The 25,188-nt window shown below is 62.0% G+C and carries 18 protein-coding genes and 1 pseudogene; 9 read left to right on the top strand and 10 right to left on the bottom strand.

All coding sequences use genetic code 11. The annotated features are described in order from the left end of the window. Together ACIOUG_RS04615 and ACIOUG_RS04610 are read left to right on the top strand one after the other, a co-directional pair. Positions 1–4,195, top strand: a 4,195-nt coding sequence (locus tag ACIOUG_RS04615; RefSeq protein WP_401062882.1) for a beta strand repeat-containing protein, incomplete at its 5' end; no start/stop codon positions are given. 734 nt (positions 4,196–4,929) lie between these two features. Then, a pseudogene (locus ACIOUG_RS04610) lies at positions 4,930–5,303 on the top strand (DUF6124 family protein). A 478-nt stretch (positions 5,304–5,781) separates the two neighbouring features. On the opposite strand, the gene ACIOUG_RS04605 reads toward ACIOUG_RS04610, so the two are convergent. From ACIOUG_RS04605 to ACIOUG_RS04595, 3 genes are all read right to left on the bottom strand, one after another. Further along, positions 5,782–7,719, bottom strand: a complete 1,938-nt coding sequence (locus ACIOUG_RS04605) for a hypothetical protein (RefSeq protein WP_401062880.1) — start codon at positions 7,717–7,719, stop codon at positions 5,782–5,784. Between the two features lie 175 nt (positions 7,720–7,894). After that, a complete protein-coding gene (locus tag ACIOUG_RS04600; RefSeq protein ID WP_401062878.1) occupies positions 7,895–8,290 on the bottom strand; it encodes a YbaN family protein in 396 nt (131 codons plus the stop codon). Between the two features lie 10 nt (positions 8,291–8,300). Then, the gene (locus ACIOUG_RS04595) at positions 8,301–8,888 is read right to left on the bottom strand and encodes a YecA family protein (protein ID WP_007962155.1); all 588 of its coding nucleotides are present in this window, start codon (positions 8,886–8,888) and stop codon (positions 8,301–8,303) included. Positions 8,889–9,283: 395 nt separating this feature from the next. Between ACIOUG_RS04595 and recQ the strand changes: the two genes are divergently transcribed. The 3 genes from recQ to ACIOUG_RS04580 all read left to right on the top strand — a co-directional run bounded on the left by recQ (position 9,284) and on the right by ACIOUG_RS04580 (position 13,890). Further along, positions 9,284–11,413, top strand: coding sequence for a DNA helicase RecQ (recQ, locus tag ACIOUG_RS04590; protein WP_247840236.1), 2,130 nt, complete (start codon positions 9,284–9,286; stop codon positions 11,411–11,413). 133 nt (positions 11,414–11,546) lie between these two features. Then, complete coding sequence (locus tag ACIOUG_RS04585; protein WP_027613988.1) at positions 11,547–11,981, top strand: MarR family transcriptional regulator; 435 nt, start codon at positions 11,547–11,549, stop codon at positions 11,979–11,981. A 127-nt stretch (positions 11,982–12,108) separates the two neighbouring features. Further along, the gene (locus tag ACIOUG_RS04580; RefSeq protein ID WP_401062876.1) at positions 12,109–13,890 is read left to right on the top strand and encodes a FimV/HubP family polar landmark protein; all 1,782 of its coding nucleotides are present in this window, start codon (positions 12,109–12,111) and stop codon (positions 13,888–13,890) included. 141 nt (positions 13,891–14,031) lie between these two features. Here the strand turns inward: ACIOUG_RS04580 and ACIOUG_RS04575 are convergent, their stop codons facing one another. Continuing rightward, complete coding sequence (locus ACIOUG_RS04575; RefSeq protein WP_401062874.1) at positions 14,032–16,233, bottom strand: patatin-like phospholipase family protein; 2,202 nt, start codon at positions 16,231–16,233, stop codon at positions 14,032–14,034. A gap of 71 nt (positions 16,234–16,304) precedes the next feature. On the opposite strand from ACIOUG_RS04575, the gene ACIOUG_RS04570 reads away from it, so the two are divergent. Then, the gene (locus ACIOUG_RS04570; protein ID WP_401062872.1) at positions 16,305–16,592 is read left to right on the top strand and encodes a SelT/SelW/SelH family protein; all 288 of its coding nucleotides are present in this window, start codon (positions 16,305–16,307) and stop codon (positions 16,590–16,592) included. Here the strand turns inward: ACIOUG_RS04570 and ACIOUG_RS04565 are convergent. Together ACIOUG_RS04565 and ACIOUG_RS04560 are read right to left on the bottom strand one after the other, a co-directional pair. Continuing rightward, positions 16,586–17,479, bottom strand: a complete 894-nt coding sequence (locus ACIOUG_RS04565; RefSeq protein WP_401062871.1) for a DMT family transporter — start codon at positions 17,477–17,479, stop codon at positions 16,586–16,588. The two genes, ACIOUG_RS04570 and ACIOUG_RS04565, sit on opposite strands and share 7 nt — an antisense overlap. A 171-nt stretch (positions 17,480–17,650) precedes the next feature. Further along, positions 17,651–18,415 (bottom strand): AraC family transcriptional regulator, encoded by a 765-nt coding sequence (locus tag ACIOUG_RS04560; protein ID WP_401062869.1) that lies wholly within the window; start codon positions 18,413–18,415, stop codon positions 17,651–17,653. Between the two features lie 136 nt (positions 18,416–18,551). On the opposite strand from ACIOUG_RS04560, the gene ACIOUG_RS04555 reads away from it, so the two are divergent. Further along, entirely contained in the window at positions 18,552–19,367 is an 816-nt protein-coding gene (locus tag ACIOUG_RS04555) for a UDP-2,3-diacylglucosamine diphosphatase (RefSeq protein WP_007966031.1), read from the top strand. Positions 19,368–19,477: 110 nt separating this feature from the next. On the opposite strand, the gene ACIOUG_RS04550 is transcribed toward ACIOUG_RS04555, so the two are convergent. After that, complete coding sequence (locus tag ACIOUG_RS04550) at positions 19,478–20,068, bottom strand: HD domain-containing protein (RefSeq protein WP_401062867.1); 591 nt, start codon at positions 20,066–20,068, stop codon at positions 19,478–19,480. A gap of 26 nt (positions 20,069–20,094) precedes the next feature. Next, entirely contained in the window at positions 20,095–20,406 is a 312-nt protein-coding gene (locus ACIOUG_RS04545) for a DUF962 domain-containing protein (RefSeq protein ID WP_095139324.1), read from the bottom strand. 164 nt (positions 20,407–20,570) lie between these two features. On the opposite strand from ACIOUG_RS04545, the gene ACIOUG_RS04540 reads away from it, so the two are divergent. After that, the gene (locus tag ACIOUG_RS04540; RefSeq protein ID WP_401062865.1) at positions 20,571–21,626 is read left to right on the top strand and encodes an AraC family transcriptional regulator; all 1,056 of its coding nucleotides are present in this window, start codon (positions 20,571–20,573) and stop codon (positions 21,624–21,626) included. Here ACIOUG_RS04540 and ACIOUG_RS04535 read toward each other — a convergent pair. After that, a complete protein-coding gene (locus tag ACIOUG_RS04535; RefSeq protein WP_401062864.1) occupies positions 21,583–23,037 on the bottom strand; it encodes a TrkH family potassium uptake protein in 1,455 nt (484 codons plus the stop codon). The genes ACIOUG_RS04540 and ACIOUG_RS04535 overlap by 44 nt on opposite strands. A 121-nt stretch (positions 23,038–23,158) precedes the next feature. Between ACIOUG_RS04535 and ACIOUG_RS04530 the strand changes: the two genes are divergently transcribed. Continuing rightward, positions 23,159–23,725 carry a nitroreductase family protein gene (locus ACIOUG_RS04530; protein WP_401062862.1) on the top strand — a complete coding sequence of 189 codons (567 nt, stop codon included), beginning with the start codon at positions 23,159–23,161 and terminating at the stop codon, positions 23,723–23,725. Positions 23,726–23,834: 109 nt separating this feature from the next. Here ACIOUG_RS04530 and ACIOUG_RS04525 read toward each other — a convergent pair whose 3' ends face one another. Continuing rightward, entirely contained in the window at positions 23,835–25,175 is a 1,341-nt protein-coding gene (locus tag ACIOUG_RS04525) for a sensor histidine kinase (protein WP_401062861.1), read from the bottom strand. Between the last annotated feature and the right edge of the window lie 13 nt (positions 25,176–25,188).

Below are 25,188 nucleotides of genomic sequence, written 5' to 3'. Positions count from 1 at the left end.
TGCGGTGGTAACCAACGGCGTAGCCGCAGGCTTCCCGCAATCGGTGACCACACCGCTGGGCAGTACGCTGACCATCACTGGTTTCAACGCAACGACCGGTGTTGTGAGTTACAGCTACACGCTGGATCACAACGATGCGCACCCAACCGCCAGCGGCGCAAACAACCTGCCCGAGCAATTCGCCGTAACGGTAGTGGATGACAACGGCACCACCGCCAACGCCACCCTCGATGTGAACATCATCGACGACCTGCCAAAAGCCGCGAACGACAGCAACGCCAATACCGCGTCAGAGACCAATCTGACCCTCACCGGCAATGTCCTGACCAACGACGTACAAGGCGCCGACCGCGTACCCACCGGCCCAGTCACCGCCGGTACCTTCACCGGGACTTACGGCACTCTGGAACTGCACACCGACGGCACTTACACCTACACGCTCAACACCAACGACGCCGACTTCAAAAACCTCCACGGCAATGGCAACGGCACGGAAACCTTCACCTACACCATCACCGACTCGGACGGCGACGCCAGCACCGCCAACCTGGTGCTGAACATCCACAACAACGATGATCCGGTGATCCTCAACGGTCTCGACGTCAACGGGGGCGAGCTGACGGTCTACGAAAAAAATCTCAGCGACGGCAGCAGCCCCAACCCATCCGCGCTGACGCAGAGCGGCACGTTCACCGTGACCGCGCTCGACGGTCTGCAAACGCTCACTGTCGGCGGCATCGCCGTGGTCACCAATGGCGTGGCCGCAGGCTTCCCGCAGTCGGCGGTCACGCCGTTGGGCAGCACGCTGACCATCACCGGTTACAACCCGGCCACGGGCGTGGTGAGTTACAGCTACACCCTGGTCGACAACGAGGCGCACCCGACCGGTAACGGTGCCAACAGCCTTACCGAGAACTTCAACGTGGTCGCCACCGATGGCGATGGCAGCACCGCCTCCGGGCAGATCAACGTCAACATCATCGACGATTTGCCGACCGCCAAAGCCGATAGCGGCTCGGTGACGGAAGGCGGCACGGTCAATATCAGCGTGCTCGGAAACGATGTGACCGGTGCCGATGGCGCAGCCGCAGGCGGGGCGGTGGTCGGCGTGCGTGCCGGGGGCGATACCTCAAGCTCGGCGATCGGCGGCCTCAACAGCAACATCAATGGCACCTACGGCTACCTGACCCTGGATGCGGCGGGCAACGCCATCTATCACAGCAACCCGAACTCGGTGAGCCCGCCGGGCGCCACCGACACCTTCACCTACACCATCCGCGATGGCGACGGTGACGAAAGCACCACCACCATCACCGTCAACGTCGCCGACAGCAAACTGGTGGCCTCGGTCGATCAGGACGTGACGGTCTACGAAAAAGCCCTCGACCTGACCAAGGATGGCCAGGACCTGGCCCCCGGCACGGTCACCGGCAGCGATCCGACCAACCCCGGCGAAACCGCCACCGGTACGCTGGTCGGCGCGGTCTCCGGCGGCAGCGGGGCGCTCACTTACACCCTGGTTGGCAGCGCCACCGGCACTTACGGGCAGATCCAGCTCAACGCCGACGGCACCTACACCTACACCCTGACCTCGGCGCCAAAAACCACGCCGAACGCCAACGATGGCGCCAACACCCTGAGCGAAAGCTTCACCTATAAAGCCACCGATGCGCTGGGCAACAGCACCACCAGCACGATTGTGGTCAACATCGTCGACGACGTGCCCAAAGCCGTGGCTTCGGATCGCTCGGTGGCGGCGGTGGAAATCGACTCCAATCTGCTGATCGTCCTCGACATCTCCGGCAGCATGGTCGATCCGTCCGGTGTGCCGGGCCTGTCGCGGCTGGATCTGGCGAAACAGGCGATCAGTGCCTTGCTCGACAAATACGACGACCTCGGTGATGTGAAGGTGCAACTCGTCACCTTCAGCAGCAGCGCCACCGACAGGACCTCGGTGTGGGTTGACGTGGCGACCGCCAAATCGATTCTCGCCGGCCTCACGGCGGGCGGCGGCACCAACTACGATGCGGCTGTGGCGATGATGCAGAACGCGTTCAATACCTCGGGCAAACTTACCGGGGCGCAGAACGTCGGCTACTTCTTCTCCGACGGCAAACCGACCACCGGCCAGGAGATCGGTACCGCCGACGAAGCCGCGCTGAAAAACTTCCTCGATGCCAACAACATCAAGAACTACGCGATCGGTCTGGGCAGCGGCGTGAGCAACGCCAACCTCGATCCGCTGGCCTATGACGGCATCAGCCACACCAACACCAACGCGGTGGTGGTCACCGACCTCAATCAGCTCAATTCGGTGCTGTCGGGCACCGTCGAAGGCGCGCCGGTCACCGGTTCGCTGCTCGGTGAGGGCGGTACCTTCGGCGCCGATGGCGGCTTCATCAAATCCATCGTGGTCGACGGCACCACCTACACCTATGACCCGCGCGCCAACAGCGGTCAGGGTTCGTTGACCGCATCCGGCGGCACCAACCACGGTACGTTCAACACCGTGAACAACACGATCAGCATTGCCACCAACAACAGCGGCACGCTGGTGATCAACCTCGACACCGGTGACTACAGCTACACCTCGCAGAAAACCACGACCACGGTGATCACCGAGAACATCGGCTTCACCCTCAGCGACAACGATGGCGACCTCGCCAACTCGACGCTGACCGTGAAAGTCATCCCCAACTCGCCGCCGGTGGCGACGGACGACCACGTCATCACCAACGTGCTGTCGAGCAGTGTCACGGTGCCGGGCGAACTGTTGCTGGCCAACGACAGCGACCCGGACGGCGACCCGCTCAACGCCTCGCCGACCACCTTCAACACCGGCTGGGCGGCCAAGGGCGCGGACTTCACCGGTACCGGTGCGATCAACTTTGCCGGCACCGCCAACACCGCGGCCAACCAGAGCCTGGCCGACGTACGCGCTGCGTTCGCTGCCAACACCGCGGCGATGACTGCCGTGCTGGTGGTCAGCGGTTACCTCGGCGCAGTGACCACCGCCAATGCCAACGATGAAGACCTGATCACCGTCAAACTGAAACAGGGCGAAACGCTGAATCTGGATCACAACCTCGCGGCCGGCCACGTCACCCTGGAGTACTCGGTCAACGGTGGCGCATTCACCAGCATCGCCGACGGCGGCACCATCACCGCCAGCTCCGATGGAACCTACCAGATCCACGTGACCAACATCAGCAACACCAGCGGCAGCAATCCGACCGCAGCGGAAAACTACCAACTGACGATGACGGTCAACTACGCCGGCGCCCACGACGTGACGCCGGACTTCCACGGCACCTACACCGCCAACGACAACCATGGCGGCAGCGACACCGCCAACGTCAGCATCACCTATCAGGATGGCCACACCCTCACCGGCACGGCCGGGGATGACATTCTGGTGGCGGGCACTGGCAACAACATCCTCAATGGCGGCGACGGCAACGACGTACTGACCGCCGGCTCCGGCAACAACGAGATGCACGGCGGCGCGGGCAACGACTTGCTCTACAGCGGCCCGGGCAACGACATTCTTGACGGCGGCACCGGCATCGACACGGTCAGCTATGCCCACGCCACCGCCGGGGTCACGGTCAATCTGGGCCTGCTCGGTGCGCAGAACACCATCGGCGCCGGAACCGACACGCTCAGCAATATCGAAAATCTGGTCGGCTCGAACTTCAACGACACCCTGACCGGCGACAACAATAACAACGTGATCACCGGCGGCCTGGGCAACGACATCCTCAACGGGGGCGGGGGCGATGACTTGTTGATCGGTGGCATGGGCAACAATACCCTCACCGGCGGGCCGGGCGCGGACACCTTCCAGTACCTCAAGGGCAACAGTGGCCACGACACCATCACCGACTTCACCCCCGGCACCGACAAGCTCGACCTGTCGCAACTGCTGCAAGGTGAAAACGGCACCACGGCGTCGCTCGACGACTACCTGCACTTCACCGTCACCGGCAGCGGCGCCTCGGTCCTCACCAGCATCGACGTCAGCGCCCTGGCCGGCGCCACGCCGAACCAGACCATCGACCTGGCCGGCGTCAACCTCGCCAGCCACTACGGCGTAACCCCGGGGGCGGGCGGGGTGGTAGCTGGCGGGCACGACACGGCGACGATCATCAGCGGCATGCTCAATGATCATTCACTGAAGGTGGACACGGTGTGACCAAGGCCTGAAACAAAAAAACCGCCGCTCCGGTTGATCGGGGCGGCGGGTTTTGTCTATTTGGAGAACTGTGTTGCCAGTGCGTCAGCCTTCGCGAGCAGGCTCGCTCCCACATTGGATTTATGATGCTCAGCATTTTGTGAACAACAAAGCTCCCCTGTGGGAGCGAGCCTGCTCGCGAAAGCGGCCTACCAGCCGACCAACATCCCAACTGAATGCACACAGTCAAATTGTGGGAGCTGGCTTGCCAGCGATGGCGGCCTACCAGTCGACCAATCCCCAATTGAATGCACGCAATCCGACTGTGGGAGCGAGCCCGCTCGCGAAAGCGGCCTACCAGACAAAATCAAAACAACAGAGCAAACCCCGCACATCAACATAACCCCGCAACCACGTTTAAAGGACACGAACCGTTACGCCAAACCGGCTACAACGCCTTGCGCCGTTACCTACGCGTACGCCAGAATCCGCCGGCTTACACGGCTATGGGCCGGGCTATATCGTTTCCCTGTCACTGAAATCAGTGGTCGGGTTTGGTAGCCCGTTTCATTACAGTCGTGCGCCACATTACAGATCCGTTTCTGGGACTCTGCTTTATGGTGGCCATGCGTGGGGCTCCTTCGGGAGCGCCGGGTTTACTGTTTTGACCGGTCTACCAACCCACAAATGGCCGCCACCCATCGTTTGGTAGCGAGAGTGATGGCTCCTCATTTATTTAAAACAGTGAGTCACCTATGTTCAAAGCCACACCCAACCCCCCAGACGTCGACCCGATCCCATACGACCCGGCCCTCGACCCACAGAAGATAAAAGCGGCAACCGACCGCGCCATCAACTTCTACCTCAATTCCGGCGCACTGAATATCTCGATCCCTTCAACACCCTCACGCAAATCCAACAGAATCTTCCTCATCGACCCACCGTGGACGAAGAAACCTTGCTCGTCGAAGCGTGCGAGTCGTTAGCCGCCGCCAGCGACATGGCCCGCGATATCGGCGACGTCGTCGACCAGCCACAGCGCCGGGCCATGCTGATGCTGCATCAGGTGATCATGCTCAGTGAACTGATGGTCAACCGAGTACTGGACGGCCGCCGCATCCCGAACTAATTGCCCGGTCCCCTGTAGGAGCTGCCGAAGGCTGCGATCTTTTGATCTTGTTTTTCAAGATCAGGATCAAGATCAAAAGATCGCAGCCTGCGGCAGCTCCTACAGGTCGTCATTCTTTCAAAGTACCTCGATCGGAGTTCCAGCTGATGCCCGAAACCCCACACAATCCGCCGAACGCGCCCTCGACCATTACCTCGCGCCCGCGCACATCATGGCCACGCCTTACACGCTTGGCTGTGAATCAGGCGCTGGATAATGTTGTGCCCAAGGGATAGGCGCCGGCAGTGCTGGCCTCTTCGCGAGCAAGCCCGCTCCCACAGGGGATCGTCGTTCGGGTTCCATTGTGGGAGCGGGCTTGCTCGCGAAAGCGGTCTGCCAGGCACCCTCCATTTCAGGCAGGCAACAAAAAGCCCGGTAGCTTTCGCTTGCCGGGCCTTCAAAATCAAAAGCTCGCAGTCTGCGGCAGCTCCTACAAAGGTCAGTCTTCTAGCAATTCCACCAGCAGATCGTCCACCTGGTAATCGTTGCCGACTCCCGACTCGACGTGGCTGACGATGGCCAGAACCATATCGCTGGCGCTGGCGACGAAGCTGCCGGATAAACGGGTCCAGGCCTGGTCATTGAGAATCACCGGCCCGGTGATGGAAGCGCCCCCGGCACTCAGCGACAGCGACGGTGCGGCATAGTCGGCGCGGAAGCGGATGCAATTGATCGTGAACGCATACCGTCCGTTGGGCTTCAGATTGGCGAATTGTTTCTGCAGTACTACCCCTGCCGAGTTGTTGCTGTAGGTGTAGTTCTGCGCCTTGTAATTGCCTTGATCGAAAACGATGGTCCAGTCATTGGGCTGTGTCGCCGGGCCCCGGCGCCAGCCGTTCCAGTCAAATTGGTCGAAGTTCGTCAGGTCACGTTCCAGAGGAGGGGGTGCGGTCTCACCGATTTGCAGTTCAAGCAGCGCCGACTGCACCGACGCGCGATCGGTGTTGGTCACGTCGTAATGCACGATCAGCGGGTTGCCGGCAAAAGGCGCGATGTATTGGCTGGCCACATCGAAGGTCAGCGGCACGCTCGGATCAGTGATGGTGCGTCCGAAAATAAAGCGCACCACAACCCCGAGTTGATCGACGACCTGCCAGTACAGTTGCACTGACGCGCCGCGTTTCAAGGCCCAGTAATCGGGAATGAACACTTTGGCCACGCCGGTGTTGGCCGGCAGTTCATCTTCCACGACTTGTTCGACGATGGGCGGGCGCAACGTGAAGGCGCCGCCCTGGATGGTGATGTCGGCCGGTTTGGAGCGTTGCGGTGCCCCCGTGCCGGATTTGCTCAAGGTATAGGTCAGGCGCAGAGAACCACGGATCAAGGCTTGCACGCGCTCGTTTTCGACCGCAAAGAATACCGTTCTGCCTGTCGCGGTCAGTGTCTGGAGATAGCTCTGGCTAACCGTCTCGCCGGTTTGTGTCAGCCCTTGCAGCGTCAGCTCGATCTGATCGCCCCTGGCAAAAATGCCAACAACCAACACTGACATCGGATCTCCCGCCAGTTCTGCGTGGTCGACAATGTTGAACTGATCCGCTTGCTCGACGATCGGCGCCGCCAGCAAGGTGATCCCCGGTTTGCTTTGCAGGGTCAGGGCGTCTGACCAGCCGCTCTGGTTTTGCACTCTGTCCGTCAACTGGTAGCGCACCACCAGCGAATCGCTCGGTGGCAGGGTGGCGAGCTGTGACGGTGTCAGTTCAAAAATAATATCGGCTGTCGCACTGGTGACTTTGAATGTCAGCGTCAGTGTCCCGAAGGCGAGGGTGACCACATCCTCCAGAGCCTGATGCAGGTAGCTTTTGATCGTCACGGTCATGCCACTGTCGATCACGCTCTGGTCAATGATCGTTTCGGAGACGATGGGCAGCGGCAGGCCCTGATTGAATGGCTTGCCGCCGTCGGTGTCCGGATTGCCCGGCGCAAAACTCTTGTAGAACATCGGATAGGGCGTGGAGGGTTCGGTGTTGCCGCTGACACGGGTAACGGTGAAAGACAACGGCTGGTTTCCCGGCTGCGGATAGGCGGACTCCATGGCAGTGGCCGGGATATGGAAAGGCACGTTTCGGGGCTGGCCATCAGCGTCGAAATCCTTGTCCGTGAGGGCAAACGCAACCACGGGGACGACGTCATCGGCGAGGTAGACGTCGATATGGTCATCAACGCTCATGTTCAGATAACTGAGGATGTACACCAGCAAGCCCCGGAGATCGCTGTGCACCATGTTGTAATTGACCCCCAGCGCACCGTCTTTCAATTCTTTGTAACCGATGACATACGGCGGCGTGAGGGCCAGTGCGCCAATACCGCTAGACGATGGCGGAAAGACCACGGTTTGTTGCTGTGATGCGTTGACGTCGTTGACTGGCTGGCTGGTCATGAGCAGATACCTATCGTCGGAGGTGTCCGGATGCCCGCGGGGGCGGCACCTGGCACTGTCGATTAGAGCTGCATTGACCGGCGTCGCCTACTGTCAGAGTTGACAGGTCGGCGAAGGTTTAAGACGAGTGGTCGGTGACGGTGAGCGGTGGGGCAGCTCGGCAGGGGGGCGTGAATCACGGCTTGTGCAGGGTCTTCTGCCGCAGGATGTAGACCGTCACCAGCACCGCACTGGTCAACATGAACCCCCGCGCCCACGGCAGTGGCACCAGGTAGCACGAGAACAGAATGCTCGCCCACATCAGCCCGATCGCGTAGACCTTGCCCTTGAGCGGAATGCCGTTGCCGTCGAGGTAATCGCGGATCCATGGCCCGAGCTTTGGGTGCTCGACCAGCCATTGATAGAAACGCGGAGAGCTGCGCGCGAAGCAGGCGGCCGCCAGCAGAAGGAAAGGGGTGGTGGGCAGAACCGGCAGGAAAATCCCGATCACCCCCAATGCCACGCTGAGCCAGCCGATGGCCAGCAGGATGTAGCGCAACATCAGGGAGCGGGTGCCTATGGGGTTGTCCATAGGCCGGAACTTAGTGGTGACGTGGCTTGAGGATCGCCGGTTTTTCGTCCGGGGCCTGGCACAGCAGGTACAGGGCGGTCAGGGCTTCCGGGATCTGCACGATCATGTCGTCCATCAGGTTGGCGTCTTTGGCGATGTCTTCGAACTCTGGCTGTTCGTCGAACAGGCCCGAACCGACCATGATCGGCAGGAGCATTTCGCTGACTTCTTCTTCAGCGGTCTCAAACCAGGCCGCTTCACGGAGGAACACGCCTTCCATGAAACCGATGCACCAGCCGCGCAGTTCGGAGTCGTCCGGCTCGTCGCCGAGGTCCAGATCGCACGGCAGCTCGAATTCTTCGTCGGACGCCAGTTGACGGGCGATGTGTGCCTTGAGGCCGATCAGCGTGGCTTCGATCTCTTCCCGCTGGGCCTCGCTGCTGTAATGCGGCTCTTCGGCGAACAGGGCGTCGATCCACTCACGCTCCGGCACGTCTTCGGCGCAGATGGACAGGGCGGTCAGGTAACCGTGGGCGGCCACGTAATCCAGCGCCTCTTCGTGCAGCTCGTCGGCGTCGAGGAAGACTTGCAGGCGGGTCAGTTGCTCAGCGAAGGACATTACGGGGCTACCTTGGGGGAATAAACAATGCGGGAATTCTAGGCCTTCTTGCGCGCTCAAGCCAGCCGCAAGGCAGATTTGCCGCAATTACAGGCAACACGAATATCCCTGTGGGAGCGGGCTTGCTCGCGAATACGGCGTATCAGACACTTTTGCATCGACTGGCACGCCGCCTTCGCGAGCAAGCCCGCTCCCACAGGGTTTTCGTGTTGGCGGCTAGCGGAGTCTTCTCAGTGGCACCCCCTGCCGGGGAGGGCTCGGGTATACTGCCGCGTTTTGCGCTCCCTGCTCGTATTGCGGTGATCTGGCAATGCGCTCTTACGTTTTGTTTAAGCGGCGCTGGCTGTCCTGAACCAGCCTGTGCAGGGATGTTTCGGTAGATTTTTGGAGTTTTTATGCTCGAACAGGCTCAACGCGTCCTCAAGGACATCTTCGGCTACGACAGTTTCCGTGGCCGTCAGGGTGCAATCATTGAGCGCGTGGCCAGCGGCGGTGATGCGCTGGTGCTGATGCCTACCGGTGGCGGCAAGTCCCTGTGCTTCCAGGTGCCGGCGCTGTTGCGCGAAGGCCTGGCGGTGGTGGTCTCGCCGTTGATCGCCTTGATGGACGATCAGGTCGCCACCCTCGAAGAGCTGGGCGTGGCTGCCGCTGCGCTGAACTCCACGCTGAGCGCCGAGCAGCAGCGTGATCTGGCGGCGCGGATCAAGCGCGGCGAAGTAAAGATGCTCTATCTGGCCCCCGAGCGTCTGGTGCAGCCGCGCATGCTGGCCTTCCTGCAAAGCCTCGAGATCGCCTTGTTCGCCATCGACGAAGCGCACTGCGTGTCGCAATGGGGTCATGACTTCCGTCGCGAATACCTGCAACTGGGGCAGTTGGCGGAGTTATTCCCGAATGTCCCGCGCATCGCCCTGACGGCCACGGCTGACAAGCGCACCCGCGAAGAAATCGTCGAGCGCCTGCACCTGCAGAACGCCGAGCGCTTCCTGTCGAGCTTCGACCGGCCGAACATCTTCTACCGCATCGTGCCCAAGGAACAGCCGCGCAAGCAGTTGCTGGCGTTCCTCGCCGAGCGGCGCAGCGATGCCGGCATCGTCTATTGCCTGTCGCGCAAGAAGGTCGAAGAAGTTGCCGCATTCCTCAGCGAGCAGGGCTTCCCGGCGCTGCCGTATCACGCCGGGCTGCCCAACGATCTGCGCGCCTATCACCAGAAGCGCTTCCTCAACGAGGAAGGCCTGATCATGGTCGCCACCGTGGCGTTCGGCATGGGCATCGACAAACCCAACGTGCGTTTCGTCGCGCACCTCGATCTGCCGAAATCCCTTGAGGCCTACTATCAGGAAACCGGGCGTGGCGGGCGTGACGGCCTGCCGGCGGACGCGTGGATGGCCTACGGTCTGCAAGACGTGGTGATGCTCAAGCAGATGCTGCAGAACTCCGAGGGCGACGAGCGCCACAAGCGTCTGGAGCAGCACAAGCTCGACGCCATGCTCTCGCTCTGCGAGGAAACGCGCTGCCGCCGCCAGACCCTGCTGGCGTACTTCGACGAAGACATGCCCGAGCCGTGCGGTCACTGCGACAACTGCGTCGACGGCGTGCAAACCTGGGACGCCACCGAGCCGGCACGCCAGGCGCTGTCGGCGATCTATCGCACCGGCCAGCGCTATGGCGTCGGCCATCTGGTGGACGTGTTGCTGGGCAAGGACAACGAGAAGGTCCGCAGCTTCGGGCATCAGCACCTGTCGGTGTACGGCGTCGGCAAGGCGCTGAGCGAGAGCGAATGGCGCTCGCTGTTCCGGCAACTGGTGGCCCGTGGTCTGGCCGATGTCGATCACGAAGGCTACGGTGGCCTGCGCCTGAGCGACACCTGCCGGCCATTGCTCAAGGGCGAAGTGAGCCTGGAGCTGCGCCGCGACCTCAAGCCGCAGGTCACCGCCAAGACCGCGAGCAAGAGCCCGGCCAGCCAATTGGTGCGTGGCGAAGAGCGCGAACAGTGGGAAGCCCTGCGTGCGCTGCGGCGCAAACTAGCCGAAGAACACGGTGTGCCGCCGTACGTCATCTTCCCCGATTCGACCCTGCTGGAAATGCTCCGCAGCCAGCCGACCTCGCTGGCCGACATGGCACGGGTCAGCGGTGTCGGTGCACGCAAACTGGAACGCTACGGCGAAGCCTTCCTCGAAGTGCTCGGCGGCGAGGCAGAAGCGCCGAAAGTGGTGGCCGATGTGCGTCACGAACTGATCACCCTGGCCCGCGCCGGCATGACCCCGATGCAGATCGCCGGGCAATTGCAGTGCTCGGAAAAGAACGTCTACACCATGCTCGCCGAGGCCATCGGCAAACAGCAATTGTCGCTGGAGCAGGCGCTCGATTTGCCGGAAGAACTGATGGGCGAGGTACAGGACGCGTTCCTCGACGGCGAAGGTGAGTTACCGTCGGTCGCCGAAGTGGCCGAGCTGTTCGCCGGGCGTGTTCCGGAAGGCGTTCTTTACTGCGTAAGGGCTGCGTTGCAATCGGAATTCGAAATGTAAGACGGCGATTGCGCCAACCGTCAGGCAGTTGTAACGATTCAGTACAGGTCGGCTCTTGCCTATAGCCAAATGTCATGCTTAGCTGACTAATAATTAGTTTTTCTCTATTTGTCAGTCTACTCATGAGTGTTTTATGCCGTTAACCGATCAACACCGCTTTGGCATGCAATTGGCCCAGATGTCCCGTGGCTGGCGTGCCGAACTGGATCGCCGGCTGGCCGGTCTGGGGTTGTCCCAGGCGCGCTGGCTGGTGCTGCTGCATCTGGCGCGTTTCGAAGACGCGCCGACCCAACGCGAGCTGGCGCAAAGCGTCGGTGTCGAAGGGCCGACCCTCGCGCGCTTGCTCGACAGCCTGGAAAGCCAGGGCCTGGTGCAACGTCAGTCGGTGATGGAAGACCGCCGGGCGAAAAAAATCGTTCTCTGCGCTCCGGCGCTGCCGCTGATCGAACAAATCGAAACCATTGCCACGCAGCTGCGCCACGAATTGTTCGAAGGCGTCGACGAGGCGGATTTGAAGGTGTGCATGCGGGTTCACGGGCACATTCTGGGCAATCTGGAAAAATCTTGAGGCATAACTGCACAGAGGTTTTTTGAGGGATCGCGCTGAGCAGACTATAAGAACTACTGGGCAATATCGTGTTCGTACCGGATGTGCGAACGCATAGAAACCGGTTTTGCTTATTTAAGGGATGCTCATGCTCGCAAGTCGGCACGTAGTACTGCGCGGTGGCGCCAAATGGCTGCTGGTCGCTGGTGTATTCAGCTATTCGACTTGGTCGATGGCACTGGGGCTGGGTGACATCACCGTCCACTCGGCCCTCAATCAGCCGCTCAAGGCCGACATCGCGCTGGTGGATGCCGGGGGGCTGAGTGCCAGCGACCTCTCGGTGAGCCTGGCCACGGCGGATGAATTCGGCCGGGCCGGGGTCGAGCGGGTGTTCTTCCTCAATGACCTCAAGTTCACCCCGATCCTGCATGGCAATCGCCAGATGATCCGGGTGACCTCGCGCAAACCGGTCAACGAACCCTTTCTGAATTTTCTGGTGCAGCTCAATCAGCCCAATGGCCGCCTGCTGCGCGAGTACACGGTGCTGATCGATCCGCCCGGATCGCCGAGTATCGTGCCGGCCAACGACGAGCCCGATCCACGTCCGCAATCTTCTGAATTTCCCACCGTCGAACCTGCCACGACGGCGCCTCAGGCTGCTCAGGGCAAGCGCGACGCCGCCCCTTCAGCGCCAACCCCTGCCGCGGCGGCTGCGCCAGTCAACGAGGCCGTGGCCGAGCAATTGGCGGCCAGCGTGTTGCTAAATCAGCAACTGCAAAAGACCGTTGACGAACTCAACGCCAGACTGCAGGCGCAGGATGTCCAGTTGGCCGACGGCAAAAAGCAGATCAGTGATCTGCAGACGCGTTTGAGCGAACTGCAACAGCCACCGGCACCGGCTGTCACGCAGCCAACACTTGCGCCGGTCACCACCGCGCCTGAAGCTGCCGACGATGGCCTCAACTGGCCGCTGCTCGGTGGCTTGCTGATGCTGCTGGGGTTGTTGGGGGGAGGGCTGTTCATCCGTCGTCGGCGCCAACTGGCACAGGACTCGGCACCATTGGCGGCGCTGCCGGCCGTCCAGCCCATCGACGCTGAAGACCCGCCCACCGCGCAATCCGCCAGCCTCCGCACAGCCACCGAACACCGAGAGGAACCGGCGACCGGCGATGTCCTGGAAGCGGTGGGGATCTATCTGGCCTATGGGCGTCTGAGCGAGGCGGTCGGGCTGCTGCGCGATGCCATGGACAAGGAACCGGAGCGCACCGAGTTGGGAGTGCAATTGCTCGAAGTGTTGGGTCGGCAGGGCGACAGCGCGGCTTATGCACAGCAGGAAAGCCGCCTGCGTGATGCAGGGGTTGATCCTCAGCAACTGGCCGCGATCCGTGACCGCCATCCGAAATTGCACAGCGCTGCGCCGATCGCGCCGGTGTTGCCGATTGTCGCTGCTGCGGCCACGCCGGCGCCTGCGTCACCAGCGCCCGAGGATGATTTCGAATTGAACCTGGGTGAGCTGTCGATGGCCTCCAGTTGGGATCTGGAGGACAGTCGTGTGGCATCTGCTCAGCCCGCAGAGCGGTCTGCGGCTGACTCCGGCCTTGAAATCCTGCCGGCGGACTTCGAGTTGCCGCAAACAGTGGCCAGCGAAGAGACGGAGCTGGAATGGATTCCCGAACCGGACGCACAGCCGCTGGACGACGACTTTCTCAACGAGTTCGCTGATCCGGAGCAGTCGCTGACCCTGGAGCCGCTGAATCTTCAGACCGACGAGCCGGAACCCGCATTCGGGTCGGGGAAACTCGAACAGGCGCAGACCTGCATTGATGATGGCGACATCGACAGTGCGATTGCCTTGCTCAATGAATTGCTCAAGGAAGGGGATGAGCCCCTTAAGCAAACCGCGAGAACCCTGTTGGCGGGGATTCGCTGATCGGCGTGTCATTGGCTGAGGCGGTGCCTGTCCTGACGCCTTCGCGAGCAAGCCCGCTCCCACAGTTGGAATGCGTTCCATTGTGGGAGCGGGCTTGCTCGCGAAGGCGGACTGTCAGGCGCCATCGATCCAGGAAAATACTCAGAACGTCTGCCCCAGATTCAGATAAACCGCCTGCTCATTCGCATCATTCAGGCCATAGGTGAAGTTCAGCGGCCCCAGCGGCGTATCGAAGCCGATAAACACACTGGCGGCATTGATGTAACCACTGTCGAATTCATTGTCGTTGTTCCACGCCCGGCCACGTTCCAGCGACGCCCCGGCGTACAGCGGGAAATCCAGTGGCAGGTAGGCGCGCGGCGTCAGCCGGCGGTAATACACCGCGCGCATCAGGCTGACGTTTTGCCCGGAAATCGAATCCTCACGGAAACCCGACAACTGCCGTGCACCGCCGAGCAGGAAGCTCGACGTCACCACGTTGGCGTCGTCCAGCGTTCGGCCATAACGGCCGCCAAGAATCAGCGTGTCCGGGCCATGGCTCATGGCTTTGTCCAGCTTGAATTCCCATTGCCGGTAGCGCGTGTCCGAGCCCAGGCCCGGTTCGAATTGCATCAGCGTCAGGCTGACGTCCTTGCCCTCGTGGGGGAAGTAGACGTTGTCCAGTGAGTCGAACGAGTACTTCAGCGAATAGAAACCTTCGGTGAAGTTTTCGCTTGGCAGGTTCTGATCGCCAATGCGCACGTCGGCCTTGCCCCAAGCCTCGCCGACCCCGAAGCGGATTTCGCCGTTGTTGCCGATCTGCCGACCGAAGTTGAGGCCGAAACCATAGCGCTCGACGCGGTATTGGGCGATCGGATCGTTGTCGAGAATTGAATCGACGTTCTGCGCTTCAAACGCAGCATACGGGGCAACGAAGTAGCGCGAACCGACATCCAGCGGCTGATAGAACTCGGTATACAGCTCCTGTTTGTCGCCGATCTGCGCCCGGGTCAGCCATTCCGCGCCGAGGCGGTTGATGCCGTTGATGCGATAGCTGGCGCCGAGGTTGAAGGCGCTGTCGCCGCGCATGTCGTCTGACAGGTTCAGGCCGACCCGCAGGTAATCGGTGCCGCTGCGTTTGCCCCGAGCGCTGATCACCAGGGTGTGATCCTGGCCCTTGTGCACTACGCGATACTGCACCTGTTCGAAGTAATCGAGGCCGTACAGCGTGCCCATGTCCGAGTGCAGTCGGCCGAGGTCCAGTGGCTCGCCGATCGGCTGGCGGATGTAATAGCGGATCACGTCGTCGCCGACTTTCGAATCATTTTCTACCCTGATCGCGGTGATGATCGGCGTGCGCTGGCCCGGGGCGCGAGCGGCATTGAGTTCGGCGTCCTGGGATTCGTGAGGTTTGAGCTGAGCGAGGCGGGCGTCGAGAATCCGCGTGGCGCGGTAACCGGCGTCGATCATCTCCTGTGCCTTGCCGAAGTCGGTCACGCCGAATGCTGCCAGCGCCGGCTGAATCAGCACGTCGCTGGGCTTGAGGGCGGCCAGTTGTTCTTCGGAGTTGCGCCGGGTCATCAGGGTGATCGACTGATTGAGCACGTCGACCACGGTGGTCAGTTGCTTGCGGTTGCGCAGCGGAGTGCCGATGTCGACCACGATTGCCACGTCGACGCCCATTTCCCGCGCGACGTCGAGCGGGATGTTGTCGGTCATGCCGCCGTCCACCAGCAGGCGGCCGTCCAGTTCGACCGGGGCGAACACCGCCGGAATCGACATGCTGGCGCGGATCACTTGCGGCAGATGGCCTTTGCGGAACACCACTTTTTCGCCATTGGCGATGTCGGTGGCCACGGCGCGGAACGGGATCGGCAGCTTGTCGAAGTCGCGGGTGTCGCTGGTGTGCGCCAGCAGGCTTTCCAGCATCAGCGCCAGGTTCTGGCCCTGAATCACCCCGAGTGGCAGGCCGAGGCTGCCGTCATCGCGAAAACTCAGTTGCTGTTTCACCAGAAAGTCGCGGTCGTCCTGCTTGCGGCGAAACGGCACGTCTTCCCGTGGCGGCGCGTCGGACAGGGCCTGTTGCCAGTCGATGTTCAGCGCGAGTTTTTCCAGTTCGTCGATCTTGTAGCCCGAGGCGTACAGGCCGCCAACCACCGCGCCCATGCTGGTGCCGGCGATCGCGTCGATCTTGATCCCTTGTTCCTCGAGGGCCTTGAGCACGCCGATGTGCGCCAGGCCACGGGCGGCGCCACCGGACAGCACCAGGCCGACTTTCGGGCGGGGGGCTTCGGCGGCATCAACGCCGACATCAACAAAGAACGGCAGAAAGCCAAGCAGCAGGCAGAACAGCAAACGGCGCATGGTGAGTCTCGGGGCAAGCGATAAAGCCGGCTATTATAGCGGCGCCCTCTGTCTCAGGAGTTTCAGCGCACATGACTGTCGCCAAAGCGGAAATCGTCATCACTTATTGCACCCAATGCCAGTGGCTGCTGCGCGCCGCGTGGCTGGCGCAGGAACTGCTCAGCACCTTTGGCGATGACCTCGGCAAGGTTTCGCTGGTGCCCGGCACCGGCGGGGTGTTTCACATCAGCTGCGACGGCGTGCAGATCTGGGAGCGCAAGGCCGACGGCGGTTTCCCCGAGGCCAAGGTGCTCAAGCAGCGGGTGCGCGATCAGATCGACCCTGAGCGCGACCTCGGCCACAACGACCGCACTCAGTGAGATGCGGCTTCGGCAGCGACGGTTTTCTTGTCGGCGCTGCCTGACATCCGCGCCGAGACCACGATGGCAACGATGATCAGCGCGCCACCGATCAGCATGCGTACGGTCGGGTTTTCATCGAACAGCAGCCAGGCGATGGTGATGCCGTAAACCGGTTCCATGGCGAACACCACCGCAGCGGTGCGCGCCTTGATCACCGCAAGGCTGGCGACAAACAGGCTGTGGGCGACGCCGGTGCAAAACACCCCGAGCAGGCCGATCCACAGCCAGTCCAGCGCGCGCACTTCGCTCAGTTGCGGGCCAGCGACCGGCAGCAGACACAGCGCCACTACCACGTTCTGGCACAGCGCGGCCTGCACCGCCGGGATGCGTCCGGAGCTGGCGCGGTTGGTCAGCGACAGCAGGGCGAACAGCAAGCCTGACAGCACCGCCCAGAGCAGTCCGGTGGTGGCGCCGCTGGCCAGATCGAACGCCGGGGTCACCAGCACCAGACCGACGCTGACCAACACCACCAGCACGATTTCATTGGCGCGGATGCGTTCGCGGAAGATCAGCCCTTCGAGAATCACCGTGAACGCCGGAAAACTGGCAAAGCCCAGGGTGGCGATGGCCACGCCGGCGACTTTTACCGCGATGAAAAAACTCACCCAGTGCCCGGCCAGCAACACGCCACTGAGCGCCAGGCGTCGCCAGTCGACCGCCTGCAGTTTCTGCCAGCCGTTCTGACTGGCGAAACGCGCGAAAAAGGCCAGGGCGAGCACGGCAAACGCCGCACGCCCGAAGACGATCACCGCCGGCGAGGCGGCCGCGAGTTTGCCGAACACACCGGTCAGGCCGAACATCAGAGCGCCAATATGCAGGGCGCCGAGGGCGGTACGCGGAGTCATTGCAATCCTTAATCCGAACACAGATTCAATGTAGGAGCCGCCGCAGGCTGCGATCTTTTGATCTTGAAAAGCCAAAGTCAAAAGATCGTCCGAACGCGGCCCGAGCCTGCGGCAGCTCCTACACATGAATGCACATTGAAACGTGTTACGGCGCAGAAGTCTGTCGGCGAACTAGCGTTTTTTGTCGCAGGAATCGCGGCGCAACTGCCCCGGTGAAGCGCCGAACTCACGCAGCACCGCCGCGGCGAACGCGCTCTGCGAACTGTAGCCGACCCGACTGGCGATCTCGCCGATGGGCAGCGCCGTCTCGCGAAGAAGGCAGACCGCCTTGTGCAGCCGCCGGCTGCGAATGTAGTCCATCGGCGTCTGCCCGCATTCCGCCATGAAGCGCGCGTGCAGCCGGGCGCTGGACAACCCGGCGATCTGCGCCAGATCCGCCACTTGCAGCGGGTAGGCGGCGTGCTGCTCGATGTGCGCATCCAGTGCCGCGTAGGGCAGGCGCCGCGCCGAGAGTTCGGCGGGTCTGGCGTGATTCAGGCTGGCCAGCAGCAGCACCGCGCCTTGCTGGGCGATTAGCGGATCGCTGACCGGGCTGTGCGCCAGCCAGTTGACCAATTGGCTTTGCCCGGCATCAAGGGACAACCGCGCAGGCTGGTCGAGCAAGCGCTGACTGGCGTCGGCGTGCTCGCCCAGCGAATCGTTCAGCCATTGCCCGTCGGGTACGTCCAGCACCAGACAACGGCTGCCATCGGGACTGCCGCAGGCGTGATGCGCGCCGCCGGGGACGACCATGAAACTCTGCTGGCGCACCTGGCTGCCCTGACCCTCGACTTCGAAATCCAGCGCGCCGGACAGCCCGAACACCAGTTGCGCGTGGTCGTGGCTGTGGACGATCAGGTCGTGGGTGTATTGGCGCAGGGTGAGGATCGGGCGCATGGCAGAGGTCTCCGAAGTGAGCGCCAGTCTACACCGGGGCAAGGCGCTTGCGCGCTGTCACACGACTGACGCCTGCCTGTCATGGTCGATTCACCCGGCGCGTGCACAGTGGCGAAAACATCGCAGAGGGTTGCCCATGACCAGCGCCGAGCTCGCCAAACCCAGCCGCAAACAACGGGTGCGTACCTTGTGGATTTCCGACGTGCACCTCGGCACGCGGGATTGCCAGGCCGAGCACTTGTCGCAATTTCTCAAGGGCTACCACGCCGACAAGATCTACCTGGTCGGTGACATCATCGACGGCTGGAAACTGCGTGGCGGCATGTACTGGCCGCAGGCGCATACCAACGTGATCCGCCGCCTGCTGACGATGAGCAAGCGCGGCACCGAGGTGATCTACGTCACCGGCAACCACGACGAATTCCTGCGCCGTTATTCGAAGCTGATCCTCGGCAACATCCAGTTGGTCGATGAGGCGGTGCATGTCACGGCGGATGGCCGACACCTGCTGGTGATCCATGGCGACCAGTTCGACGTGATCACCCGCTACCACCGCTGGCTGGCCTTTCTCGGCGACTCGGCCTACGAATTCACCCTGACTCTCAATCGTTGGCTCAACCACTGGCGCGCCCGGTATGGCTACGGTTACTGGTCGTTGTCTGCGTACCTCAAGCACAAGGTCAAGACCGCGGTGAGTTTCATCAGCGACTTCGAAGAAGCCATCGCCCACGAATGCGTCAAACGCGAGCTGCACGGTGTGGTCTGCGGGCACATTCACCATGCCGAGATTCGTAAAGTCGGCGAGGTGGACTACCTCAATTGCGGCGATTGGGTGGAGTCGTGCACGGCGTTGATCGAGCACTGGGACGGCACGATCGAGTTGTATCGGCTGGCCGATGCGCAGGCGCGGGAGGCGCAGCTCAAGGCGGCCAAGGTCGCTGAGATCGCCTGAGTGTTGGGTTGTCAGGGAAGGCCTCATCGCGAGCAGGCTCACTCCTACAGTTGGAACGCGGTCAACTGTAGGAGTGAGCCTGCTCGCGATGAACCGCGCAGCGGTTCGCCTTACGCCGGGGAGTGCTCTTCCATCGCCGCCTTGTAGATCGAGTGCTTCGGCTGCGCAAACAGCCGCTCCATCATCGGCTCGAAGAAACTCAGTGGCAGGCTGTCATAGGCCGGGTCAAACGCCGCCGCATCGTATCTGGCGCAGAATTCCGCCGTCGCCTGATACTGCGGATGCGCGGCGAATTGCTCGCGCAGATGGCGATCCATGCCCAGATGATGGAAGAAGTAGTAGCCCTGAAAAATCCCGTGCTTCTCGACCATCCACAGATTCTCGGCGCTGACGAATGGCTTGAGAATCGCCGCCGCGATGTCCGGGTGGTTGTAGGAGCCGAGGGTGTCGCCGATGTCATGCAGCAGCGCGCAGACCACGTACTCCTCGTCACGCCCGTCGCGATAGGCGCGGGTCGCGGTTTGCAGCGAGTGGGTCAGGCGATCCACCGGAAAGCCGCCGAAATCACCTTCGAGCAACTTCAGGTGCGCGACGATCCGCGACGGCAATTGCCGGGCGTAGGCGCTGAAGTCTGCGGCGATGATTGCCCAGTCTTCCTGCGTGCCGTCCTGCATATGGGTGAAGCGGGCATTGGCGTTCATCGGCAAGCCTCCAGGTGTGTCGGGATTCAGAACGCCACGCGGCCGAGGATCATGTCGCGGTACATGACGAAGTCGCCGAGCAGGCTGTACAGCGGATGCTGAAAAGTCGCCGGACGGTTCTTTTCAAAGAAGAAATGCCCGATCCAGGCAAAGCTGTAACCGGCCAGCGGCAGGGCCAGCAACAGCAACCACGCGCCTTTGGCGATGGTCATGGCCAGGATGAAAATCACCAGCGTGGTGCCGATGAAATGCAATCGTCGGCAGGTGCTGTTGGCGTGTTCGCTGAGGTAATACGGATAGAACTCGGCGAACGTATTGAATTGCTTGATGTTTTCCACGACCGCGATCTCTGTGGTTATTGTTCTGATGGCAAGTTGTTCGGCGGGTAGCTTATTTGAGTCTAGAGTGAACACTGGTATCAGCCAGTGACAATGGGCGCCACTTTAGTATCCTTCGCAAATCGGGTCGTAAGATGCGATCCATCATGTAAAAGAATAACGCCATGAGCGAACGAACGACTTCTGCAAGCTGGGCGATGGGGATTGTCAAAGCATTGGAGATGGACGGCCTGGATTGCCGGGTTCTGTTCAAGCAACTGGGGCTCGATTACGCCGCCCTGGACGATCCGGATGCGCGCTTCCCGCAAGATTCCATGACCCGCCTCTGGCAACGGGCGGTCGAGCTGTCCGGCAACCCGGCGATCGGCCTGAACATGGGCAAGGTGGTGCGTCCGGCGTCGTTCCATGTCGCCGGCTATGCCTTGATGTCGAGCAACACCCTGGCCGAAGGCTTTCAACGCCTGGTGCGTTATCAGCGGATCATCGCCGAGAGCGCCGACCTGAGTTTTCGTCTGCTCGAAGAAGGCTACGCGCTGATTCTGACGGTGCATGGCGATCACCTGCCGCCGACCCGGCAGAGCGCCGAAGCCTCGCTGGCCTGTGCGCTGGGCCTGTGCGGCTGGTTGAGCGGGCGCACCCTGCACCCGGTCAAAGTGCTGTTTCAGGGTGACGAACCCGCCGATCTGCAACCTTACCGGCAAGCCTTCCATGCGCCGCTGATGTTCAACGCGCCGTACGATGCGCTGATTTTCGAACGGGCCGACATGGAAGCACCACTGCCCACCGCCAACGAAGCCATGGCGCTGCTGCACGACCGGTTTGCCGGGGAATACCTGGCGCGATTTTCTGAAAGCCGCGTGACCCACAAGGCGCGCCAGGTGTTGTGTCGTTTACTGCCGCAGGGCGAACCCAAGCGCGATACCGTGGCGCAGACCCTGCACCTGTCGCAGCGCACCTTGCAGCGCCGGTTGCAGGAGGAGGGCACGAGTTTTCAGCAGTTGCTCGACGACACTCGCCGCGAACTGGCCGAGCAGTATCTGGCGCAGCCGAGCATGACCTTGCTGGAGATTGCCTATCTGCTGGGGTTTGCCGACCCGAGCAACTTCTTCCGCGCGTTCCGCCGCTGGTTCGACACCACGCCCGGCGATTACCGGGCGCGGCTGTTGCAGGCGCCGGTCAGTGACGCCAAAAGGCCGGAATACACAGCACAAACACCGTAATGATCTCCAGTCGGCCGAGCAGCATGCCGAACGACAGGATCCACTTCGCGGCATCCGGCAAGGTGGCGAAGTTGCCCGCCGGGCCAATGGTCTCGCCCAGCCCCGGGCCGACGCCGGATACGGTGCTGGCAGCGCCGGTCAACGCGGTCATCCAGTCCACCCCGAGCAGCGACAGCAGCAGGGCGATCACGCAGATGGTGATGGCGAAGAAGAACGAAAAGGTCAGGATCGAACGGACGATTTCTTCGTCGAGACGGTGACCGTTGTACTTCTGTTTGATCACCGCGCGCGGGTGAATCAACTGGTTAAGGTTGGCCTTGAGCAGGATGTAGGCCACCTGAAAACGGAAGATCTTGATCCCGCCCGCCGTCGAGCCGGAGCAGCCGCCGACAAAGCCCAGATAGAAAAACAGCATCAGCGAGAAGTTGCCCCACAGGCTGTAGTCGCCGAGGGCGAAACCGGTGGTGGTGACCACCGACGTCACGTTCAGCGCCACATGCCGCAGGGCGTCCAGCCAGTGCAGATTGGTGGTCCACCAATACCAGGTGCCGAGCACCAGCCAGGTCACCAGCAACATACCGAGCAAACCCTGCACCTGTTGGTCCTTGATCAACGCTTTGCGGTTGCCACGCATGGTCGCGACGTACAGGGTGAACGGCAGGCTGCCGAGGATCATGATCACCACCGCGACCCAGTGCACCGCCGGTTGTGTCCATTTCGCCAGCGACTGGTCGGAGGTCGAGAAACCGCCGGTGGAAATCGCCGACATCGCGTGGTTGATCGCATCGAACGGGCTCATCCCGGCCCACCAGAACGCCAGGCTGCCGAGGATGGTGATGCCGACGTACGCCGCCACGATCAGGCGCGCCACCATGTGCGAGCGCGGCATGACCTTTTCCGAACGGTCGGACGATTCGGTCTGGAACAGGCGCATGCCACCGATGCGCAACAGCGGCAGGATCGCCACCGCCATACCGATAAAGCCGATGCCGCCGATCCAGTGCAGCAATGAGCGCCACATCAGAATCCCGGGGGACATGTCATCGAGATGATTGAGCACGGTCGAACCGGTGGCGGTGATCCCGGACATGCTTTCGAAGAACGAGTCGGTGTAGCTGATGTGCTGGGTCAGCAAAAACGGCAGCGCGGCGAAAATGCACACCACCAGCCAGCTGCTGACGGTCAGCAGGTACATGTCACGGGGGCGCAGGTGGATGTGTTCGGGGCGGCCGGGGATTACCAGTGCGAGGCCGGCGACGAAGGTGATCATGCTCGCCCAGAGGAACGACGGCAGATCGCCGGTGCGCTCGAAAATCACCAGGGTGGCCATGGGCACGACCATGGCGATGGCCAGGGTGATCAGGAAGATGCCGATGATGAAACCAATGATCCGTAAGGTCGGCAACGCCATGAAGTCCGCTCGGGCTGATGTAGGAAGGGCGCCATTCTACCCGTGGGGCAGGGCATGTAAACCGGCACCCTGTTGCCGGATACCGCTAGAATAGCCGCACATTTTTCTCAGGAGGTGGCCGATGCAGGCTCTCGACGCTTTGCTCAACCGTGTTTCCGTTCCACGCCTGGTCGAACCGGCCCCTACCGCCGAGCAGCGCGAAGCGCTGTTTGGCGCAGCCCTGCGCGCACCAGATCACGGCCACTTGCAGCCGTATCGTTTCCTTACCGTCGAAGGCGCGGCACGCGAGCGGATGGGCGAGTTACTGGCTGAAGCGGCGCAAATGCAGGACGGCGAAGTCACTGAAGCGATGATCGACAAGGCGCGCAACGGCCCGCTGCGGGCGCCGCTGGTGGTCGTGGTGATCGCAAAACTGCAGGATCACGTCAAGTATCCGAAGTCCGAGCAGTTGCTGGCGGCGGGGTGTGCGGCGCACGGGATTTTGCTGGCGGCGTATGCGCAGGGGATTGGTGCCGTGTGGCGTACCGGTGATCTGGCGTATTCGAAGCATGTGGCCAGAGGTTTGGGTCTGGCGGAAGGCGAAGAGGTGATTGCCTTCCTGTACCTCGGCACGCCGCAGAAAGAACCGCGTGTGGCGGAGAAGGTTGATCTGGCCGAGTTCGTCAGCGCCTGGCCAGGCAAGGCCTGACACCACCGATCAAATGTAGGAGTGAGCCTGCTCGCGATAGCAGTGGATCAGTCAATAGATTTTTCTCTGATCCACCGCTATCGCGAGCAGGCTCACTCCTAGAGTTTGATCAGGGCTGGACCACTGCTCCCGGCACCAAAGGCAATTCCAGACTGGCGACAAACCCGCCCTCAGGATGATTGGCCAGCAGCAGACTTCCGCCATGCCGCTCCGCCGCACGCTTGGCAATCGCCAGGCCCAGACCATGCCCGGCCGCGGTCTGCCCTGGCGCTCGGTAGAACGGCTCGCCCAACTGGCTCAAATGCTCGGCCTGCACACCCGGTCCGTGGTCGCGCACGCTCACCACAATCCGCTCGCCCTGACGCGTGGCTTGCATCTCGATTGCCTGACCCACCGGGTTGAAGCGTTGGGCGTTGCGCAGCAGGTTGTCGACGGCGCGCTCGATCATGGTCGGCCAGCCGGTCAGCGTCAGGTGTGGTTCGGCGTCCAGGCGTACGGTCTGCTCGGGTGAGCCGAGCCGGGCATCTTTGTGCAAGGTGCCGAGCAGGGCGTTGAGGTCCACCGCTTCGGCACTGGCGTTATCGGCATCGACTCGCGCCAGCACCAGAATTTCACTGATCAGCGCTTCCAGCCGATCACATTCGCGGGTCAGGCGTGGCCAGAGCTTTTCCCGTTCTTCCGGGTTGGCGCGTTCCGCCAGTGCCAGCGCAATGCGCAGTCGCGCCAAAGGTGAGCGCAGTTCGTGGGACACATCGCGCAGCAACTGGCGCTGACTGCCGATCAGGCTTTGCAGGCGCGCGCCCATGCGGTTGAAGTCGTTGGCCAGCACACCGAATTCATCGCGCCGGTTGGCCAGTTTCGCCAGACTGTTCTGCTGATAGGTGGTCTGGCCCAGATCATGCACTGCACCGCGCAAACGACTGAGCGGGCGGGTGATGGAGAAGGTCACCAGCAGGCTGAACAGGGTCAGCACCACCAGCGCGATACCCAGCGCGCTCAATGGCCAGAGCAGGCTTTCGCGGTGCCAGGCGTCGAGTTCCGGGTGCGGGATGCGGAAGATGAACAGGTAGGTGTCACCGGTTTTGTCGCTGGTGAATTCGTCGGTCAGGCGCCGCCAGGGCAGGCGTCGGTCATCGTTGTTCTGCCGTGCTTCGAAGGCGGCGGCGCGACGCGGGAAGGTTCCACGCACCACCGGGTCGCCGCTTTCGTTCAGCACCTGAACGTCGATGTGATATTGGCGTTTGCGTTGTTCGAGGATGTCCTGCGCGGCGTCTTCGCCCTGGGCTTCGTAGGTTTGCGTCCATTCGGCGGCCAGAGTGTTGAGGCCCGGATGGCGGCTGAGGATCCACGCGTCCTGATTGAGCATGTGCCCGAGCAGGATCGACAGCCCGGCCACCAGAGCGATGGCCAGCCAGAAGCTCGCGAGAATACGCCAGAACAATGAACGCACAGAAAATCCTCAA

Origin of the sequence: Pseudomonas sp. NPDC087803 (assembly GCF_044742995.1) — a bacterium.
In the GTDB taxonomy this organism is placed as follows: Bacteria; Pseudomonadota; Gammaproteobacteria; order Pseudomonadales; family Pseudomonadaceae; genus Aquipseudomonas.
Note: the sequence above shows the minus strand (reverse complement) of the source record. Positions and strands in the feature narration are given on the sequence as shown.

What these genes read in the sequence shown, in the direction of transcription:
- ACIOUG_RS04605 (WP_401062880.1), bottom strand. Translation starts at nt 7,719, where the DNA reads ATGACCAGCCAGCCAGTCAACGACGTCAACGCATCACAGCAACAAACC.
- ACIOUG_RS04600 (WP_401062878.1), bottom strand. Translation starts at nt 8,290, where the DNA reads ATGGACAACCCCATAGGCACCCGCTCCCTGATGTTGCGCTACATCCTG.
- ACIOUG_RS04595 (WP_007962155.1), bottom strand. Translation starts at nt 8,888, where the DNA reads ATGTCCTTCGCTGAGCAACTGACCCGCCTGCAAGTCTTCCTCGACGCC.
- recQ (WP_247840236.1), top strand. Translation starts at nt 9,284, where the DNA reads ATGCTCGAACAGGCTCAACGCGTCCTCAAGGACATCTTCGGCTACGAC.
- ACIOUG_RS04585 (WP_027613988.1), top strand. Translation starts at nt 11,547, where the DNA reads ATGCCGTTAACCGATCAACACCGCTTTGGCATGCAATTGGCCCAGATG.
- ACIOUG_RS04580 (WP_401062876.1), top strand. Translation starts at nt 12,109, where the DNA reads ATGCTCGCAAGTCGGCACGTAGTACTGCGCGGTGGCGCCAAATGGCTG.
- ACIOUG_RS04575 (WP_401062874.1), bottom strand. Translation starts at nt 16,233, where the DNA reads ATGCGCCGTTTGCTGTTCTGCCTGCTGCTTGGCTTTCTGCCGTTCTTT.
- ACIOUG_RS04570 (WP_401062872.1), top strand. Translation starts at nt 16,305, where the DNA reads ATGACTGTCGCCAAAGCGGAAATCGTCATCACTTATTGCACCCAATGC.
- ACIOUG_RS04565 (WP_401062871.1), bottom strand. Translation starts at nt 17,479, where the DNA reads ATGACTCCGCGTACCGCCCTCGGCGCCCTGCATATTGGCGCTCTGATG.
- ACIOUG_RS04560 (WP_401062869.1), bottom strand. Translation starts at nt 18,415, where the DNA reads ATGCGCCCGATCCTCACCCTGCGCCAATACACCCACGACCTGATCGTC.
- ACIOUG_RS04555 (WP_007966031.1), top strand. Translation starts at nt 18,552, where the DNA reads ATGACCAGCGCCGAGCTCGCCAAACCCAGCCGCAAACAACGGGTGCGT.
- ACIOUG_RS04550 (WP_401062867.1), bottom strand. Translation starts at nt 20,068, where the DNA reads ATGAACGCCAATGCCCGCTTCACCCATATGCAGGACGGCACGCAGGAA.
- ACIOUG_RS04540 (WP_401062865.1), top strand. Translation starts at nt 20,571, where the DNA reads ATGAGCGAACGAACGACTTCTGCAAGCTGGGCGATGGGGATTGTCAAA.
- ACIOUG_RS04535 (WP_401062864.1), bottom strand. Translation starts at nt 23,037, where the DNA reads ATGGCGTTGCCGACCTTACGGATCATTGGTTTCATCATCGGCATCTTC.
- ACIOUG_RS04530 (WP_401062862.1), top strand. Translation starts at nt 23,159, where the DNA reads ATGCAGGCTCTCGACGCTTTGCTCAACCGTGTTTCCGTTCCACGCCTG.